The sequence below is a fragment of the Pseudomonas sp. G3-19 genome (assembly GCF_054855875.1).
In genome coordinates, this window is record NZ_JBMPIQ010000003.1 from 1,438,024 (window position 1) to 1,456,868 (window position 18,845).

An 18,845-nucleotide genomic window follows, 5' to 3' on the forward strand; every position below is an offset into this window, starting at 1 on the left:
TTTTGTCGCACTCGTAATCTGTGAACACCGCTCACAGTGTGGGAGCGGGCTTGCTCGCGAAGAGGCCCGCACAGGCATCACACATCATCGATATGCCGATATTCCGCACTCAGCGCCGCCGCTAATTCCCGCGCCCGAGTCAGGCGGATCGGCCCACGCTCAATGTCGATCAACAATCCCGGACACTCCAGCGGCGGCATCGACGGTAAGGCTTTCAAACGCCCATCCGTGACCACCAGCAAGCGCTGCTGCTCGGCCGGGAAGCGCTTTTGTCGCTGCACCAGCCATTGCTGTGCCTGCGTCAATGCCGCCACCAACGGCGTGCCGCCGCCCGCCCCCAACGCCTCCAGCCAGGTGCGCAAGCCACTCGATGCTTTCAGACCTTGCACCTGCCATTTCGGCGCGCTGCCGCTGGCGGTCAGCAAGGCCAGCCGCGCACGCTGCCGATAAGCATCATCGAACAATTGCGCGAGCAGGCCCTTAGCATCGCTCAGCGCCTGATGCCGACGCGTCGAAGCCGACGCATCGACGATCACCAGCCACAACTCATGGGGAGAACGAGTGCGCAACTGGAACTGCAAGTCCTCACGGGTTTGCGGACGGCCGTTGAGCAGCGTGCCCGGCCAGTTCACCAGGCCGCTGCGCGCGGCGTGGCGCTGGCCTTGGCGTCCATGATCAAGGCGTCCGGCGTGAGGTCTGGCATTCGCCCCCGCGGCGGATCGGGGACGAATGCCGGTTACTTTTTTGGCCAGCTCGGCACTTCGCGACGAGCGCCAGTGGCCAGTGCCGGGGCGGGCATATCGCCCCACTGGCCCTGCCCTTCGCTCGGTTCGGCCTGGCTACTGGCCGGGTTCTGCGCGGGTGGCTGAGGGCTGGAAGAAGAGGATTCGCGACGGCGATGCCGCAGGGCAAATTCCGCCACGGCGTCGATGTCCTGCTCGGCAATCGCTGCAGCGCCGCGCCATGCTGCGTGCGCACGGGCCGCCCGCAGCCAGACCAGATCGGCACGCAAGCCATCGACACCCGCCGCAAAACAACGCTCGGTGATGTTCGCCAACGCGTCGTCGTCCAGCGCAATGCTCGCCAAGGCGATGCGCGCCTGTTCACAGCGTTCGCGCAGCGCTTGCTGCTGTGCTTCCCACTGCGCGCAGAACGCCTGTGGATCGCTGTCAAAATCCAGGCGGCGGCGGATGATCTGCCCGCGTTCGGTTGGCGCGGTGTGGCCGCTGAGGGCGACGTTCAGGCCGAAACGGTCAAGCAGCTGTGGCCGCAATTCGCCCTCTTCCGGGTTCATCGTGCCGATCAATACAAATCGCGCCGAATGCCGATGGGAAATACCGTCGCGCTCGATCAGGTTGGTGCCACTGGCTGCCACATCGAGCAGCAGATCCACCAGATGATCCGGCAGCAAATTCACTTCATCGACGTAGAGCACACCGCCGTCAGCCTTGGCCAAAACCCCGGGAGAAAACTGCGCACGACCCGCGCTCAGCGCCGCGTCGAGATCGAGGGTGCCGACCAGACGTTCTTCGGTGGCACCCAATGGCAGCGTGACGAATTGACCGCTGGCGAGCAGATCGGCCAAGCCACGGGCCAGGGTCGATTTGGCCATGCCGCGCGGGCCTTCGATCAGCACGCCACCGATTTTCGGGTCGATGGCGGTCAGGCACAGCGCGAGTTTCAGGTCATCGGCGCCGACCACGGCGGAGAGCGGGAAATGCGGGGTGTCGGTCATCTTCGGTACTCGGTCATGGTCGGTGTGAATTCATTTCAATGTAGGAGTGAGCCTGCTCGCGATAGCGGTGGGTCAGCGACAAATAGGTTGGCTGATACACCGCTATCGCGAGCAGGCTCACTCCTACAAAATGTTGTGGTATGTCAGGTGTCTTCTTCTATATCCAGCAGCAGGTTTTCCAGTGCTTCTTTATACACGCCGGGTTCCTGCCACATCCCGCGCTGCTGCGCTTCCAGCATGCGCTCGGTCATGTCGCGCAGGGCATGCGGATTGTGCTCGCGGACAAAATCGCGGGTCGCCGGATCGAGCAGATAGGCATCGGCCAGCAACGCGTACTGATGATCGTCGATCAGTTGCGTGGTGGCGTCGAAAGCGAACAGGTTATCGACTGTCGCCGCCAGTTCGAAGGCACCTTTATAGCCATGACGCTTGACCCCGTCGATCCATTTCGGATTGGCCGCCCGCGAGCGGATCACCCGGTTCAGCTCTTCTTTCAGGGTACGGATTATCGGCAGATCCGGCTGGCTGTGATCGCCGTGATAACTCGCCGCCGCTTCGCCGCGCAGGGTTTCCACCGCCGCGAGCATGCCGCCCTGAAACTGGTAATAGTCGTTGGAATCGAGCAAGTCGTGCTCGCGATTGTCCTGGTTCTGTAGCACCGCTTGCACCTGACTCAGACGCTGGACGAACTGCTCGCGGGCGGCGGTGCCTTCGTCCGCCCCGCCGTAAGCGTAGGCGCCCCAGTTCAGGTAGACCTCGGCCAGATCCTCGCGGGTCTGCCACAGGCGACCGTCGATGGCGCCCTGTACGCCCGCGCCATAGGCTCCGGGTTTGGCGCCGAAGATCCGCCAGCCGGCCTGGCGCCGCGCCGCGTCGGCATCCAGCCCCGATTGCAGCAGCGCCTCACGCTCGGCGCGGACTTTGGCGGCCAGCGGATTGAGGTCATCCGGCTCGTCCAGCGCCGCTACCGCTTGCACGGCCGCGTCGAACAGCCGAATCAAATTGGCAAAGGCATCGCGGAAGAAGCCCGAGACCCGCAGCGTGACATCGACTCGTGGCCGGTCGAGCAGGCTCAGCGGCAGAATTTCGAAGTCATCAACGCGCTGACTGCCGGTGGCCCAGACCGGACGCACGCCCATCAACGCCATGGCCTGGGCGATGTCGTCACCGCCAGTGCGCATGGTCGCCGTGCCCCACACCGATAAACCGAGCTGGCGCAGGTGATCGCCGTGATCCTGCAAGTGGCGCTCGAGAATCAAGGTGGCGGACTGGAAACCAATGCGCCACGCGGTAGTGGTCGGCAGGTTGCGCACATCCACCGAGTAGAAGTTGCGCCCGGTGGGCAACACGTCGAGACGGCCACGACTGGGCGCGCCGCTTGGGCCGGCGGGGACGAAGCGACCGTTGAGGGCGTCGAGCAGACCGCGCATTTCGGCGGGGCCGCAGGCGTCGAGGCGTGGGGCGACGACTTCGCGCAGGCTATCAATGATTGCCCTCACTTCAGCCCCCCTCGGTTCCTGTAGGAGTGAGCCTGCTCGCGATGGCGTCAGGTCAGACAATTCAGTGTTGAATGACACACCGCTATCGCGAGCAGGCTCACTCCTACAAAGGGCGTGCACTGTTTCGGAGATCAGTTGGGTGGCGAATAGCTCAAGGCGTTCGCGGGTATCACCGGCGCTGCGCCAGACTTCGTCGCTGACGCTCTGCAGCTCCGCCGGGCGCGGGCCGTTCCACGGTTCGGCAAGTGCGCAATCCAGCGGATCAAACCCCAGCTCAAACGCCTTCGCCAACGCCCGCAGCAGACTCGACTGCGCACCCTTGCCGTCGCCACGCGGAATGCGCAGCAGCGCCAGCAGCGTGTCGATGCGCAAACGCCCGGTCGGCGATTCGCCAAAGATGTGCAGGCCATCGCGGATCTGCGATTCCTTCAGGTCACACAGGTAGGTGTCCAGACGCGGCAACCAGATCGCTGCGTCGGCGTCGCTGTCCAGACCGGCGTCGAGTTGCAGTTCGCGGTCGATCTGCGTCTCGCGCACCAGTTGCAGGATGTCACGCTGCAGTTCGCGCGCGCGGCGCGGGTCGAGCAGTTGGGCTTCGTAATATTCGTCGGCCAGTAGCTCCAGGTTGCGCAGCGGGCCGTAGGTTTCGGCACGGGTCAGCGGCGGCATCAGGTGGTCGATGATCACCGCTTGCGTGCGCCGCTTGGCCTGGGCGCCCTCGCCCGGGTCGTTGACGATAAACGGATAAATGTTCGGCAGCGGCCCGAGCAATGCGTCGGGCCAGCAATTTTCCGAAAGGCCGACGCCCTTGCCCGGCAACCATTCGAGGTTGCCATGCTTGCCGACGTGAATCACTGCGTGTGCACCGTAGGTGTTGCGCAGCCAGAAATAGAACGCCAGATAGCCGTGCGGCGGCACCAGATCCGGGTCGTGGTACACCGCGCTCGGGTCGACCTGATAACCGCGCGCCGGTTGAATGCCGACGAAGGTCAGGCCAAAACGCAGACCGGCGATCATCATCCGTCCGTCACGGCACATCGGATCGTTTTGCGGCGCGCCCCAGCGTTCCAGCACTGCCGCGCGATTGGCTTGCGGCAGCGCGTTGAACATCGCCAGATAGGCGTCCATCGCCAGGCTTTGCTGGCACGGACGCAGGTCGATGCTGTCGAGGTCGTTGCTGACGCCGCCGAGCAATTGCTGGATTAACGCGGTGCCGCTGTCCGGCAACTCCGCCGTCAGCGGGAAGCCTTCCGCCTGCAACGCGCGCAGGATATTCAATGCCGCCGCCGGCGTATCGAGACCGACGCCATTGCCGATTCGACCATCGCGGGTCGGGTAGTTGGCGAGGATCAGCGCGATGCGTTTTTCCGCGTTCGGCAGCCGCGCCAGATCGCTCCAGCGCCGCGCCAGTTCAGCGACGAAATCCATGCGTTCGGGTTGCGCCCGGTAGCAGACCACGTCGGACTGGCTGCGCTCGCTGCGCCAGGCCAGATCCTTGAAGCTGATCGGCCGGCTGATGATGCGCCCGTCGAGTTCCGGCAAGGCGATGTGCATTGCCAGATCTCGCGGGCCAAGGCCCTGCTCGCTGTCGCGCCAACCGGGCTCGTTGTCCTGAGCGCAGATCGCCTGAATCACCGGAATATTGCGCCGGAACGGGCGCAGATGCGGGGCTTCTGGACTGGACTGCGCGAAACCGGTGGTGTTGAGAATCACCGCCGCCTCAACCTCGTCCAGCCAGTCCTCGACCACGCTCAGACAGCCGGGTTCTTTCAGGCTGGCGACGGCGATCGGCAACGGATTGAGCCCCGCCGCCTGCAAGCGCTGGCAGAACACATCGATGAATGCGGTGTTCGCCGCTTGCAAATGCGAGCGATAAAACAACACCGCCGCGACCGGTTGACCGGGCAGCCATTCGGCTTGCCAGTCGCTCAGTGCGGCGGTGTTTTTCTGTGGCTGGTAAATCGCCGTACGCGGCAGCGCTTGCGGCTCACCCCAGGCGTAGTCGCGCGCCAGCCAGCGGTTGGCCAGGCAATGGAAGAAGTCCAGCGCATTGCCCATGCCACCCTGACGCAAGAACTGCCAGAGACGGTCGCGATCTTCGGCGGGCACGGTGCTCAGGTCGCTGAGTTCCGGGTCGGGACGATCATCGCCCGGCACCAGAATCACCTGCACCCCGCGCTCGGACAACTCCACCAGACGCTCGACGCCATAACGCCAATAAGCGATGCCGCCGTGCAGCGAAATCAGAATGACCTTGGCGTGCCGCAACACCTCATCGACATACAGATCGACCGAGGCGTGATTCTGCACCTGCATCGGATTGGCCAGGCGCAGGCTCGGGTAATCCTCGGGCAATTGCTGCGCCGCTTCGGCGAGCAGCGCCAGGCTGGAGTCGCCGCTGCACAGGATCACCAGCTCGGCGGGGGTTTGTCCAAGGTCGGCAATGTTGTCATCCGACACGAAACCGCCGGGCTGGGTCCTGAGCAGGTGCATGGCTTAAACGCTGAGCGCGGCGCGCAGTTGCGCTTCGAGTTGCGCAGCGTCGAGTTCCTGACCGATCAGCACCAGACGGGTGACGCGCGCTTCGTCAGCGCCCCACTGGCGGTCGAAGTGCTTGTCGAAACGCGTGCCCACGCCCTGAATCAACAGGCGCATCGGCTTGTTCGGAATCGCCGCGAAGCCCTTCACGCGCAGAATGCCGTGCTGCACAACCAGTTGCGTCAGCGCGTCGAGCAGCAGGCTTTCGTCGGCTTGCGGCAGTTCGATCGAGATCGAATCAAAGGCGTCGTGATCGTGGTCATCGTGGTCGTCATCACCGTCGTGGTGGTGATCGTGATGGCTGTGGCGGCTGTCGATATGTTCTTCGGATCCGGCACCGAGGCCGATCAGCACGTCCAGCGGCAGGCGACCGTTGCTGGCTTCGATGATTTTCACCGCTGGCGGCAGTTCTTCGGCGACTTCGGCGCGAACGCGAGCCAGATCTTCGGCGCTGGTCTGGTCGGCCTTGTTGAGGATCACCAGATCGGCGCTGGCCAGTTGGTCGGCGAACAGCTCATGAAGTGGCGATTCGTGATCCAGGTTCGGATCGAGTTTGCGCTGGGCATCGACCTGATCGGGGAACGCGGCGAAGGTGCCAGCGGCCACGGCCGGGCTGTCGACCACGGTGATCACCGCATCCACGGTGCAGGCGCTGCGGATTTCCGGCCACTGGAAGGCTTGTACCAGCGGTTTTGGCAGGGCCAGACCGGACGTCTCGATCAGGATGTGATCGAGGTCACCGCGCCGGGCGACCAGTTCACGCATCACCGGGAAGAACTCTTCCTGCACCGTGCAGCACAGGCAACCGTTGGCCAGTTCGTAGACGCGGCCAGTGGCTTCTTCTTCGGTGCAGCCGATGGTGCATTGCTTGAGGATCTCACCGTCGATGCCCAGTTCGCCGAACTCGTTGACGATCACCGCGATGCGACGGCCCTGAGCGTTGTCGAGCATGTGTCGCAGCAAGGTGGTTTTGCCCGAGCCGAGGAAACCGGTGACGATGGTGACGGGGAGTTTGGCCAGTGTTTTCATCGGATGCCCTTTGGCAAGGTGGCGGGCATACGGGACGAGATCCGCTGCGAACGTGCGCGCGGAAGAATTCGCCACCGGATCACCCCGCCCGGTTGTAGTGAGAAATCTGTGACGAGGCAGGTCTCCTGGCTGACGGTGTTCGGGCCTTGGGCCCGGCGTTCGCTGCGCCTTCCCGCGGGCTCAGTGGATTGAGCTGGCAGTGGCGTGGCAACGAACTTCACCGTTCACAGTTGCGGGGGCAGCCGCGGCTTTGACCGCGTTCCCTTCTTAGCTTCGGCGTGGGCCGAAGAACCTCGAAAGCGCAAGGCTACGCATGGCTTGAGGATGGGTCAATGCTTTGGTTTTTTTTGGATTGGGGGCATATCCGTTGCTGCGGGGGTTGCCGCTGGCGGTTTCGCTCTTACAGCGAGTCACTTTTTCCAAACGCTGGGTTTGAGGTTTGGGATTTGGGATTTGGGGTTTGGGGGGCATATCCGTTTCTTCGGGTGTTGCCTCTGGCGGTTTCGCTCTTACAGCGAGTCACCTTTTCCAAACGCCGAAAAGGTAACCCAAAAGGCTTTGCCCCGGCGTACGGCACTTCGCTTAGGCTCAGTGTTCCCTCGCTACGGTGTCCATCCGGGGGCATCGCCTACGGTTTGCTTCGCTGCACCTCCTCTCGATGTATGCGGCTTCGCCGCATGGCGCTGCGCGCCTTCCCCCTGATGGACACCTACGCTCGGCCTGCCGAAGGGGCAGAAGATCAAAAGCCACATCAAAAGCCAGAGCCAAAGCCAAAGCCAAAGCCAAAGCCAAAGCCAAAGCCAAAGCCAAAGCCAAAGCCAAAGCAGATCAAAAGATCGCAGCCTTCGGCAGCTCCTACACGGGAGTGGGTGTATTCAGTTAGAGATTGGTCGGCTGTCAGGCCGCCTTCGCGAGCAAGCCCGCTCCCACAGTTTAGATTGTGTACAGCCCCATGCGGCGCAGCCGCCCCACTCAACACAATGAGCGTTAGCTCGAGTACCGCTTTTGATCTGAGGGCCCGTTCGGCAGGCTGAGGTGGAGGGGTTTATCCGGGGGTGGGAGCGTAGCCGACCGTTTGGCGCAGCCAAACACAGCGAGAGGAGGTGCAGCGAAGCAAACCGTAGGCGCTGCCCCCCGGATGAATCCCGGAGCGAAGGAACCCGAGCCTAAGCGAGGGCCGAACGTCAGGGCATAGACCTTTTGGTTACTTTTGGGGCGTTTGCCAAAAGTGACCCGCCGTAAGGGCGGAACCCTAAGTGGCCGTTACCGCAGCAACGGATATGCCCCCAATCCCAATTGACTCAAATCCTCCCCTCATGGTCTCCTACACAACTTGTTACGGGTGCCCTTCACAGGGTGAAACGGGAAACCGGTGAATCATGTGCTTTACTCAAAGCCATGTCAGTCCGGTGCTGCCCCCGCAACGGTAAGCGAGCGAAGCGTCAGATCCACTGTGCCAATGCGGCATGGGAAGGTGACGCTTGCAGGTCGGCCAGACGCCAACCCCTCGTGAGCCCGGAGACCGGCCCGCAACACACAGTGCGCAGTTTGCGTCGCTGAACATAACAAACCCGCGGTGGGCGGGCGCTGTTCGAACCGTTGCGTGCCCGACTCGCAGGGGTTTTCATGCGCTCTATATCACCCGCTGACACTCCAGAGGGAAGCGCCATGTCGATCATCAGCAGCACCGGCAGCAACACCGACAAAATCTCCAGCATCGCCACCTTGAGCCAACGCCTGGCCGCCGCGATTTTCGCGTCGATCCTGGGTGCCGGCCTCGTTTACTTCGCCGGTTTCTCGCACATCGAAGCGGTGCACAACGCCGCTCACGATACCCGCCACAGCGCCGCCTTCCCGTGCCACTGAGACCTGCCGACATGATCAAGCGTATCGCGCAAACCGCAGGCTTCACCGGCCTGCTGGCCGCCCTGCTGCTGACGTTGCTGCAAAGCTTCTGGGTCTCGCCACTGATTCTGCAGGCCGAAACCTTCGAGAAGTCCGAACCGGTGGCCGTTCACGAACACGCCGCCGGCACGGCCGCACACACCCATGACGCCGAAGCCTGGGAGCCGGAAGACGGCTGGCAACGCGTGGTCTCGACCACCGGCGGCAACCTGGTGGTGGCGGTCGGTTTCGCACTGATGCTCGCTGGCCTGTACACCCTGCGTGCACCGACCAAAACCTCGCAAGGCCTGCTCTGGGGCCTGGCCGGTTACGCGACCTTCGTCCTCGCGCCGACCCTGGGCCTGCCGCCTGAACTGCCGGGCACCGCTGCAGCCGATCTGGCGTCGCGGCAAACCTGGTGGATCGGCACCGCCGCTTCCACCGCTGTTGGCCTGGCGTTGATTGTGTTCAGCCGCCACTGGCTGATGAAGCTGCTGGGCGTGGCGATCCTCGCCGTGCCGCACGTGATCGGCGCGCCACAACCGGAAGTGCATTCGATGCTCGCCCCGGAGGCGCTGGAAGCCCAGTTCAAAATCGCTTCGCAGTTGACCAACGTGGCGTTCTGGCTGGCCCTGGGCCTGATCAGCGCCTGGTTGTTCCGCCGCAAAAGCGATGGTCAATACCACGCATGACCGATGACCGCGCAGCGCCGACCTTTGTGGTCGGCCTGGGCTGCCAGCGCGGCTGCCCGGTCAGCACGCTGCGCGCGCTACTCGATCAAGCGTTGCAGGCGCATCGTATAGAACTTGAAGCGGTCAAGGCCTTGGCCAGCATCGATCTTAAACGCGATGAACCCGGCCTGCAGGAACTGGCCAGTCAACTGGCGTTGCCGCTGTTGTATTTCAGCAGCGACGAACTGGCCAGTTATCAGCAACGCCTGAGCCACCATTCGCAGATCGCCTATGAGCGCACTGGCTGCTACGGCGTGGCGGAAAGTGCCGCCCTGGCCCTTGCCGAGCAGTTGATTCAGGCACCGGCAAAACTGCTGATTTCCCGGCAAAAATACGCTCAGGCAACCTTGGCATTGGCCGGCGCTGCGTAAATTCCCGATAATCCCCCCGTTTGATCATGAGCAATCTTCATCTGAAGCGTTGCCCTGCCCCGTTTTTCACAGGATTTCTTCATGACCGTCTACTTCATTGGCGCCGGCCCCGGCGACCCGGAATTGATCACTGTCAAAGGTCAGCGGCTGATCCGCAGTTGCCCGGTGATCATCTACGCAGGCTCGCTGGTACCGGCTGCGGTGCTGGAGGGGCATCAGGCTGAAACCGTGGTCAACAGCGCCGAATTGCATCTGGAGCAGATCATTGAACTGATCAAATCCGCCCATGCCAAGGGCCAGAACGTAGCGCGGGTGCATTCCGGCGATCCGAGCCTGTATGGCGCGATTGGCGAGCAGATTCGTTATCTGCGCGAGCTGAATATTCCGTTCGAGATCATTCCCGGCGTCACCGCGACCGCAGCGTGTGCGGCGTTGCTTGGCACAGAACTGACACTGCCGGACGTGTCGCAGAGCGTGATTCTGACCCGCTACGCGGACAAGACCGCAATGCCGGCGGGTGAGGAGTTGAGCAGTCTGGCGCAGCATGGCGCGACCATGGCGATTCATCTGGGGGTCAATCATCTGCAGAAAATCATCGCCGAACTGCTGCCGCATTACGGCGCGGATTGCCCGATTGCGGTGATTCACCGGGCGACGTGGCCGGATCAGGACTGGGTGGTGGGGACGCTGGAAGATATTGCCGAGAAGGTTGCGGCCAAGGGGTTTCGGCGTACGGCGTTGATTCTGGTGGGACGGGTGTTGGGCAGTGAGGTGTTTAGCGAGTCGTCGCTGTATCGCGCGGGGCATGCGCACCTCTACAGACCCTGAATCATATGGGATGGGGTGCCAACCTGTGGCGAGGGGATTTATCCCCGATGAACTGCGCAGCAGTTCCTTTTCTGGGGCTGCTTCGCAACCCATCGGGGATAAATCCCCTCGCCACACAATAAACAGGCACTCATTAATCAAGTGCATAAAAAAACGGCGCTCACGGGGCGCCGTTTTTCGTGTTCGCAGTGAACACCTTACTCAGTAGTAGGCGTTTTCTTTCTGCGTGTGGTCGGTCACGTCGCGCACACCTTTGAGCTCTGGAATACGCTCGAGCAAGGTGCGTTCGATGCCTTCCTTCAGGGTCACGTCGGCCTGGCCGCAGCCCTGGCAGCCGCCGCCGAACTGCAGCACGGCAATGCCGTCCTCGACCACATCGATCAGGCTGACCTGACCGCCGTGGCTGGCCAGCCCCGGGTTGATTTCGGTTTGCAGATAGTAATTGATGCGCTCGTTGACCGGGCTGTCGGCATTGACCATCGGGACTTTGGCGTTTGGCGCCTTGATGGTCAGTTGGCCGCCCATGCGGTCGGTGGCGTAATCGACGACGGCGTCGTCAAGGAACGCTTCGCTGAACGAATCGATATAGGCTGTGAAGCTTTTCAGCCCCAGCGCGGTATCTTCAGGTTTTTCTTCGCCCGGCTTGCAGTAGGCAATGCAGGTTTCGGCGTACTGGGTGCCAGGCTGGGTGATGAAGACGCGGATGCCGATGCCTGGAGTGTTCTGCTTGGAGAGCAGATCGGCCAGGTAATCGTGGGCGGCGTCGGTAATGGTAATAGCGGTCATGGAAACTCCTCGCAGGCTTGGGCGCAGTTTACGCCAATCATTGCGCCGGACAAAGTCCTAGTATTTTTGTCGGGAAAGATTCTCGACAGGTGCGCGCATCGGTTCGCCCTCGATCCGCGCTTTAAGCCACTGATAGCTGCGTTTTTCCACCCATTCGTAGCTCAACCATGACCCCACACCAATCGCCAGAGCGCAGACGATGAACATGCAGATACGGGTTGATTCCGTAGCGTCGCGCGATAAAACCACCAACCGACAACACCAACACGTGCATCAGATACACTGAATAGGAACAGTCACCGAGCCATTTCATCACCCGATTGCGCTCGACGTAGCGCTCCAGCGCCATGCAAGCCATCACCAGCACCGCGCTCGGCACGCCCCAGTTCAATAACCTTGGCGCCGGTGCCAGGTGATAGATCGCCATCATCGCAGCGCCCATCGCCAACAGCGGCAGCCACAGGCCGGCGCCAATCCAGCCCCGGCGATAGAGCACGCCAATGCCGATCCCCAGCAGAAACTCGTAGACGATGTCGGAACGGTAAAACTCGTTGAGCCAGCCGAACGCCTGACACACCGAAAACAGCAACGCGGCGACCACCAGCAAGCGCACCTGCCAGCGGAACACCAGCGCGCATGCAAACAACACATAGAAGAGCATTTCGTAGTTGAGCGTCCAGCCGACATTCAGCGTCGGATAAATCCCGTAACCGCCGGGGTTTTGCGCAGGAATGAATAACAGCGACGCGAGGAAATGCGCCCAGTCCACCGTCTGATCCGGCAACATTGGCCGGGCGAACAGCACCAGCAACGCCATCAACAGCGTGTACAGCCAGTACGCCGGGACAATGCGAAACAACCGATACAGCAGAAACCGCGCCGGAGGCAGCGCTTTGCTTTCGGTGGAGAGGAAAATCACCAGACCACTGATGACGAAGAAAACATCGACGCCGACTGCGCCCTTGTCGATGAAGAATTGCCCGACCGGGCCGCGCGCCTTGAAGTCGAAGAAAATCTGCATGAAGTGGTGACAGACCACCGTCCACGCGGCAAGCGCCCGCAGGGCCTGCACTGAAATCAACATGATCGGCTCCTGTCCACAACTCTCAAAACCACCGCCGACCCCTTGTAGGAGTGAGCCTGCTCGCGATGACGGCATGTCAGGCAACAACCATTCTGAATGGACTGACGCCATCGCGAGCAGGCTCACTCCTACAGGGAATGTGCGGTGTTGCTAAGAATTGGGACAGCAGGCCTGTATTAAACGATCAAAGATTCTGGTAGCGGTTCATGTCCAGCACGCCCTCTTCCACCGGATCGGTTTCGTGGAGGTATTGGCTCAGGTCGTGGAAATAGAACCAGAATTGCGGATGACTGCGGCGAATCCCCCAGCGTTCGACGATTTTCTCGAAACGCTCGGCATCCTTGGCATTCTCCATGGCATCGACAAACTCCGGCACTTGTTCGGCTGGAATGTTGAAGATGAAATTCGGATAGCTGCTCAGTACGCCCGGGTAGATGGTCAAGGTGTCCAGCCCCGGTTGATAGCGCAGCGACTCGCCCAACAGAAACGCCACGTTACTGTGCGCGCGGTTGCGCAGCAGGCTGTACATCTCGCGTTTGCCGCTGCGGGTTTCGATGCGCAGCATGGTTGCTTCCGGCAATTGGTCGATCACCTTCAAACCGCCGGCCGGACGCGAGGTCAGGCGACTGAGTGCCTGCTCGGCGTTCTGTAGCGCCGGGTCGATATTCGGCCGCGAGCAGTAGGCGCCGTCACAGCGGTTGATCGGATCCGGCCGCGCATTGAGGTCGCCGTAACGCGCCAGCAACTGCATGGCGAAATCGTATTTCGGGTCCTTCGGATCGAGTTTCAGCGCGGTCGGTTTGTCGTCGTCGATCGCCTCATAGTCGAGCCACATCTTGAACTGGCCGCTGCTCTGATACCAATCGTCGAGGTAGTCCTCGCGGGAATCGGCCGGCATCAGGCGCAGGAAGTTCTGCTCGGCGCCGTTGCGGATCAGGTCGAAATACAGACGAGTCTGCGCCTGATGGGAGACGTTGCCGAACACATCGAAGTTGACCGCCAACTGATAATAGGTGCGCTCCAGCAGTGGATAGTCGAACAGCCACATGGTCTGTGGCACTTCACCGATCAGGCCTTTGGTCACAGACGCACTGTCGAAGTGGCGGAAAATGCTCAGCAGCGCGTTGTCGTTGCCGGCCCACAGGGTCGACCAGCTCGGCGGCGGTTGGTCGGCGTAGCTGTCGCGGCGCAGGGCTTCGTATTCGTTGCGCTTGTTGCGGTAGTTGTGCCACAGGCTCAGCACACTGCCGACGTCATCGTTCTGCCCAGGCATTGCCAGCAACGGCGTGGCCTGGCCGCGATAGTTCGGGTCGGTGATGTACAGGTCATGTTCCGGGGCCTGGAACAGCGCCCAGAAGTTGTCGCGAATCACGTCCGTCGCAATCTGCCCACGGCACACCGGCCCGCGAATGAAGGTGCGGACAAAGTATTCGGCGTTATCGAGCATGAACTGATAACGCGCCTGCGCCGGAATCGCCTCGAAGGTGGCGAACGGGTTGGCCCGGCTCTGCGGGCCGTAACCCGGCAGCGCGTTGACCTGCCAGTTGCCGCTGTAGAACAGACTCTTGACCCGCGCCATCTTCGCCGCACTCAGCGGATAGGTGATGTGGGTCTTGTGCACGATCACCCCTTGCACCGGCCACAAGCGGTAATACACCTGAGTGCCCGGATCGTCATTCGGGCGGCGGGTGGCGATCAGGTCGATCGGCTGCCCTGTCGGCGTGCGCGAACGCACCCACTGGAAGTAGTGCCCCGGCTCACCGTCCTTGAAATAGATATGCGCGAGGAACCAGTGTTCGAACAGCCAGCGCCCGACCAGACTCTGCCGCGCGCCCGGCGCATTGAGCAGGTTTTCCCACTGGACGATTTGCAGCGCTTCCTTGGCGCTCGGCGCCAGCCCCTGCTCGTCGATCGGCGCACCGGACGCCAGCCAGCGTTGCAGGGTCTGGTATTGCTGATCGGTCAGCCCGGTCACCGCCAGCGGCATACCTTCTTTCGGGTGGGCGCCGGCATAGCCGTCAAACTCGGCGGGCATCGCGCACATGTTTTCCCGTTGCAGGCCGAGCACGATGTCTTCCGGCAGCTTGGCATTCGGGGTCAGCGGGGTTTTGTGGCCCAGTTCCAGCATCCGCGCCATCAGCGCCGCCTGGCTGCCCTGAGCGTCGAGTACCGAATAAAAGCCCTTCTGCTGCCAGACACGTTTGCCGAAGGCGTCGTAGAACAGCCGCGTGGTCGGCGCCGCCTGAGTGCGTTCGCCGTCGTAGACCGGCATCTTGCTCGCGCCCCGCCCTGCGCCTTCGCCGCTGCCCAGATTGAGCTGACACGCCGAGTCGTAGCAGGCATGGCAGGCCACACACTTCTCGGTGAAGATCGGCTGGATGTCACGCGTATATGAAATAGGAGGTGAGATCGCGGGTTCCTGCGCAATGGCGCCCCAGCTTAAAAACAGCATGAAAATGCTGATGACGCGGTACGACATGCCCATGATCCCGATCGTGAAAAAAACGCCCGCGATTCTACAGTATGACGCTCGTACCAACATGAACGATATTCATGCAAAAGCAGCACGTGCTCCAAAAGCGCACAGGTTTGTTATGATCCCGGCCCTTCGTCATGGTCTTTTCGAGTAGTCCCAATGTCCGATCGCAGCGTCCGCCTTCAAGCTCTCAAGCAAGCCCTCAAAGAGCGCATCCTGATTCTCGACGGCGGCATGGGCACGATGATCCAGAGCTACAAGCTCGAAGAACAGGATTATCGCGGCAAACGCTTCGCTGACTGGCCGAGTGACGTCAAGGGCAACAACGACCTGCTGGTGATTACCCGTCCGGACGTGATCGGCGGCATCGAAAAGGCCTATCTGGATGCCGGCGCCGACATTCTGGAAACCAACACCTTCAACGCCACACGCATTTCCATGGCCGACTACGGCATGGAAGAACTGGCGTACGAATTAAACGTAGAAGGCGCGCGACTGGCGCGCAAGGTGGCCGACGCCAAGACCGCCGAGAACCCGGACAAGCCACGTTTCGTCGCCGGCGTGCTCGGCCCGACCAGCCGCACCTGCTCGCTGTCGCCAGACGTGAACAACCCCGGCTACCGCAACGTCACCTTCGATGAACTGGTGGAGAACTACACCGAGGCCACCAAAGGCCTGATCGAGGGCGGCGTCGACCTGATCCTGATCGAAACCATCTTCGACACCCTCAACGCCAAAGCCGCGATCTTCGCCGTGCAAGGCGTGTTCGAAGAGCTGCACATCGAACTGCCGATCATGATTTCCGGGACCATCACCGATGCGTCCGGCCGCACCCTGTCGGGCCAGACCACCGAAGCGTTCTGGAACTCCGTGGCCCACGCCAAGCCGATCTCGGTCGGCCTCAACTGCGCCCTCGGCGCCAGTGAGCTGCGCCCCTACCTGGAAGAGCTGTCGAACAAGGCCAGCACTCACGTTTCCGCGCACCCGAACGCCGGTTTGCCGAACGAGTTCGGCGAGTACGACGAGTTGCCGGCGCAAACCGCCAAAGTCATCGAAGAATTCGCCCAGAGCGGTTTCCTCAATATCGTCGGCGGTTGCTGCGGCACCACCCCGGGCCACATCGAAGCCATCGCCAAGGCCGTGGCCGGTTACGCACCGCGGCAGATTCCGGACATCCCCAAGGCCTGCCGCCTCTCGGGCCTAGAGCCGTTCACCATCGATCGCAGCTCGTTGTTCGTCAACGTCGGCGAGCGCACCAACATCACCGGTTCCGCCAAGTTCGCCCGTCTGATCCGTGAAGACAACTACACCGAAGCCCTGGAAGTCGCCCTGCAGCAGGTCGAGGCCGGCGCGCAGGTGATCGACATCAACATGGACGAAGGCATGCTCGATTCGAAGAAGGCCATGGTGACCTTCCTCAATCTGATCGCCGGGGAACCGGACATCTCCCGCGTACCGATCATGATCGACTCCTCGAAATGGGAAGTGATCGAAGCCGGTCTGAAGTGCATTCAGGGCAAGGGCATCGTCAACTCGATCAGCATGAAAGAAGGCGTCGAGCAATTCATCCATCACGCCAAGCTGTGCAAACGCTACGGCGCTGCGGTGGTGGTGATGGCGTTCGACGAAGCCGGCCAGGCCGACACCGAAGCGCGCAAGAAAGAAATCTGCAAACGCTCCTACGACATTCTGGTCAACGAAGTCGGCTTCCCGCCGGAAGACATTATCTTCGACCCGAACATCTTCGCCGTGGCCACCGGCATCGAAGAACACAACAACTACGCTGTGGACTTCATCAACGCCTGTGCCTACATCCGCGACGAGCTGCCGTATGCGCTGAGTTCCGGCGGCGTGTCCAACGTGTCGTTCTCGTTCCGTGGCAACAACCCGGTGCGTGAAGCGATTCACTCGGTGTTCCTGCTGTATGCGATCCGCGCCGGCCTGACCATGGGTATCGTCAACGCCGGTCAGCTGGAAATCTACGACCAGATCCCGCAGGAGCTGCGCGACGCCGTCGAAGACGTGATCCTCAACCGCACGCCGGAAGGCACCGACGCCCTCCTCGCCATCGCCGACAAGTACAAGGGCGACGGCAGCGTCAAGGAAGCCGAGACCGAAGAGTGGCGCAGCTGGGACGTCAACAAGCGTCTGGAGCATGCGCTGGTCAAGGGCATCACCACGCACATCGTCGAAGACACCGAAGAGTCGCGCCAGTCGTTTGCGCGGCCGATCGAAGTCATCGAAGGCCCGCTGATGTCCGGCATGAACATCGTCGGCGACCTGTTCGGTGCCGGCAAAATGTTCCTGCCGCAGGTGGTGAAATCCGCGCGCGTGATGAAACAGGCCGTAGCGCATCTGATCCCGTTCATCGAACTGGAAAAAGGCGACAAGCCGGAAGCCAAGGGCAAGATCCTGATGGCCACGGTGAAAGGCGACGTGCACGACATCGGCAAGAACATCGTCGGCGTGGTGCTGGGTTGCAACGGCTACGACATCGTCGACCTCGGCGTGATGGTTCCGGCGGAGAAAATCCTCCAGGTGGCCAAGGAAGAAAAGTGCGACATCATCGGTCTGTCCGGGCTGATCACTCCGTCGCTGGACGAGATGGTCCATGTTGCCCGCGAAATGCAGCGTCAGGATTTCCATCTGCCGCTGATGATCGGGGGCGCGACCACGTCCAAGGCGCACACCGCCGTGAAGATCGAGCCGAAGTACAGCAACGATGCGGTGGTCTACGTGACCGACGCCTCGCGTGCTGTCGGTGTCGCGACGCAGTTGCTGTCCAAGGAACTCAAGGCCGGTTTCGTCGAGAAGACCCGTCTGGAATACGTCGATGTGCGTGAGCGCACCGCCAACCGCAGCGCCCGTACCGAGCGCCTGAGCTACGCGGCGGCGATTGCCAAGAAGCCACAGTTCGACTGGGCCAACTACACGCCGGTCAAACCGACTTTCACCGGCACCCGCGTACTGGACAACATCGACCTCAACGTTCTGGCCGAGTACATCGACTGGACGCCGTTCTTCATCTCCTGGGACCTGGCCGGCAAATTCCCGCGCATCCTCGAAGACGAAGTGGTCGGTGAAGCCGCCACCGCGCTGTACAAGGACGCGCGCGAGATGCTCACCAAGCTGATCGACGAAAAGCTGATCAGCGCCCGTGCAGTGTTCGGTTTCTGGCCGGCCAATCAGGTGCATGACGACGACATCGAACTGTACGGCGATGACGGCAAGCCCATGGCGCGCCTGCATCACCTGCGCCAGCAGATCATCAAGACCGACGGCAAACCAAACTTCTCGCTGGCCGACTTCGTTGCACCGAAAGACAGCGAAGTGACTGACTACGTCGGTGGTTTCATCACCACCGCCGGCATCGGCGCCGAAGAAGTCGCCAAGGCCTATCAGGACGCTGGCGACGATTACAACTCGATCATGGTCAAGGCCCTCGCCGACCGCTTGGCCGAAGCTTGCGCCGAATGGCTGCACCAGCAAGTGCGTAAAGAACACTGGGGTTACGCCAAGGATGAGGCGCTGGACAACGACGCGCTGATCAAAGAGCAATACTCCGGTATCCGTCCGGCACCGGGTTATCCGGCCTGCCCGGATCACACCGAGAAGGCCACGCTGTTCACCCTGCTCGATCCTGAAGCCAGCGAAATGCGTGCGGGCCGCAGCGGCGTGTTCCTCACCGAGCACTACGCGATGTTCCCGGCGGCAGCGGTCAGCGGCTGGTACTTCGCCCATCCGCAGGCGCAATACTTTGCCGTGGGCAAGGTCGACAAGGATCAGGTGCAGAGCTACACCTCGCGCAAAGGTCAGGAACTGAGCGTGACCGAGCGCTGGCTGGCGCCGAACCTCGGTTACGACGAATAAGCGCAACGCTCAGT

Annotated in this window: 11 protein-coding genes, 1 pseudogene and 2 riboswitches; of the genes and pseudogenes, 5 read left to right on the forward strand and 7 right to left on the reverse strand. The window is 61.8% G+C overall.

The features are described from left to right. Window positions 1–77 precede the first annotated feature (77 nt). From ACOYXI_RS06620 to cobW, 4 genes are all read right to left on the reverse strand, one after another. On the reverse strand, window positions 78–809 hold the full coding sequence (locus ACOYXI_RS06620; protein ID WP_372241193.1) for a vWA domain-containing protein: 732 nt from the start codon (window positions 807–809) through the stop codon (window positions 78–80). Beyond that, window positions 737–1,735, reverse strand: coding sequence for an ATP-binding protein (locus ACOYXI_RS06625; protein ID WP_134786521.1), 999 nt, complete (start codon window positions 1,733–1,735; stop codon window positions 737–739). Before ACOYXI_RS06625 ends, ACOYXI_RS06620 begins: the two co-directional genes overlap by 73 nt. Before the next feature lie 143 nt (window positions 1,736–1,878). Then, the gene (gene cobN / locus ACOYXI_RS06630; protein WP_461674576.1) at window positions 1,879–5,727 is read right to left on the reverse strand and encodes a cobaltochelatase subunit CobN; all 3,849 of its coding nucleotides are present in this window, start codon (window positions 5,725–5,727) and stop codon (window positions 1,879–1,881) included. A gap of 3 nt (window positions 5,728–5,730) precedes the next feature. Then, a complete protein-coding gene (gene cobW, locus ACOYXI_RS06635) occupies window positions 5,731–6,801 on the reverse strand; it encodes a cobalamin biosynthesis protein CobW (RefSeq protein WP_095136192.1) in 1,071 nt (356 codons plus the stop codon). A 98-nt stretch (window positions 6,802–6,899) separates the two neighbouring features. Next, a riboswitch (cobalamin riboswitch) is annotated at window positions 6,900–7,112 on the reverse strand. 1,012 nt (window positions 7,113–8,124) lie between these two features. Next, window positions 8,125–8,346, forward strand: a riboswitch (cobalamin riboswitch). Window positions 8,347–8,469: 123 nt separating this feature from the next. Here cobW and ACOYXI_RS06640 point away from each other — a divergent pair. The 4 genes from ACOYXI_RS06640 to cobM all read left to right on the forward strand — a co-directional run bounded on the left by ACOYXI_RS06640 (window position 8,470) and on the right by cobM (window position 10,615). Next, window positions 8,470–8,667: a CbtB domain-containing protein gene (locus ACOYXI_RS06640; RefSeq protein WP_461674577.1), complete on the forward strand. Its 198-nt coding sequence runs from the start codon at window positions 8,470–8,472 to the stop codon at window positions 8,665–8,667. An 11-nt stretch (window positions 8,668–8,678) separates the two neighbouring features. Next, the gene (locus ACOYXI_RS06645) at window positions 8,679–9,377 is read left to right on the forward strand and encodes a CbtA family protein (RefSeq protein WP_027613714.1); all 699 of its coding nucleotides are present in this window, start codon (window positions 8,679–8,681) and stop codon (window positions 9,375–9,377) included. After that, on the forward strand, window positions 9,374–9,787 hold the full coding sequence (locus tag ACOYXI_RS06650; RefSeq protein WP_041072679.1) for a cobalamin biosynthesis protein: 414 nt from the start codon (window positions 9,374–9,376) through the stop codon (window positions 9,785–9,787). Before ACOYXI_RS06645 ends, ACOYXI_RS06650 begins: the two co-directional genes overlap by 4 nt. Before the next feature lie 81 nt (window positions 9,788–9,868). Then, a complete protein-coding gene (gene cobM / locus ACOYXI_RS06655) occupies window positions 9,869–10,615 on the forward strand; it encodes a precorrin-4 C(11)-methyltransferase (RefSeq protein WP_414888253.1) in 747 nt (248 codons plus the stop codon). Between the two features lie 201 nt (window positions 10,616–10,816). On the opposite strand, the gene nfuA is transcribed toward cobM, so the two are convergent. From nfuA to ACOYXI_RS06670, 3 genes and pseudogenes are all read right to left on the reverse strand, one after another. Further along, on the reverse strand, window positions 10,817–11,401 hold the full coding sequence (gene nfuA / locus ACOYXI_RS06660; RefSeq protein ID WP_003225494.1) for a Fe-S biogenesis protein NfuA: 585 nt from the start codon (window positions 11,399–11,401) through the stop codon (window positions 10,817–10,819). A gap of 57 nt (window positions 11,402–11,458) precedes the next feature. Further along, window positions 11,459–12,485 (reverse strand): annotated as a pseudogene (locus ACOYXI_RS06665) (acyltransferase family protein). 184 nt (window positions 12,486–12,669) lie between these two features. Next, complete coding sequence (locus ACOYXI_RS06670; RefSeq protein WP_461674578.1) at window positions 12,670–14,964, reverse strand: fatty acid cis/trans isomerase; 2,295 nt, start codon at window positions 14,962–14,964, stop codon at window positions 12,670–12,672. A gap of 156 nt (window positions 14,965–15,120) precedes the next feature. Between ACOYXI_RS06670 and metH the strand changes: the two genes are divergently transcribed. Then, window positions 15,121–18,831, forward strand: a complete 3,711-nt coding sequence (gene metH / locus ACOYXI_RS06675; RefSeq protein WP_336836597.1) for a methionine synthase — start codon at window positions 15,121–15,123, stop codon at window positions 18,829–18,831. The last annotated feature ends 14 nt before the right edge of the window (window positions 18,832–18,845 follow it).

Bases quoted from the DNA above. Each gene is read 5' to 3' on its own strand.
- ACOYXI_RS06625 (WP_134786521.1), bottom strand. From the start codon at position 1,735: ATGACCGACACCCCGCATTTCCCGCTCTCCGCCGTGGTCGGCGCCGAT.
- cobN (WP_461674576.1), bottom strand. From the start codon at position 5,727: ATGCACCTGCTCAGGACCCAGCCCGGCGGTTTCGTGTCGGATGACAAC.
- cobW (WP_095136192.1), bottom strand. From the start codon at position 6,801: ATGAAAACACTGGCCAAACTCCCCGTCACCATCGTCACCGGTTTCCTC.
- ACOYXI_RS06640 (WP_461674577.1), top strand. From the start codon at position 8,470: ATGTCGATCATCAGCAGCACCGGCAGCAACACCGACAAAATCTCCAGC.
- ACOYXI_RS06645 (WP_027613714.1), top strand. From the start codon at position 8,679: ATGATCAAGCGTATCGCGCAAACCGCAGGCTTCACCGGCCTGCTGGCC.
- ACOYXI_RS06650 (WP_041072679.1), top strand. From the start codon at position 9,374: ATGACCGATGACCGCGCAGCGCCGACCTTTGTGGTCGGCCTGGGCTGC.
- cobM (WP_414888253.1), top strand. From the start codon at position 9,869: ATGACCGTCTACTTCATTGGCGCCGGCCCCGGCGACCCGGAATTGATC.
- nfuA (WP_003225494.1), bottom strand. From the start codon at position 11,401: ATGACCGCTATTACCATTACCGACGCCGCCCACGATTACCTGGCCGAT.
- ACOYXI_RS06670 (WP_461674578.1), bottom strand. From the start codon at position 14,964: ATGTCGTACCGCGTCATCAGCATTTTCATGCTGTTTTTAAGCTGGGGC.
- metH (WP_336836597.1), top strand. From the start codon at position 15,121: ATGTCCGATCGCAGCGTCCGCCTTCAAGCTCTCAAGCAAGCCCTCAAA.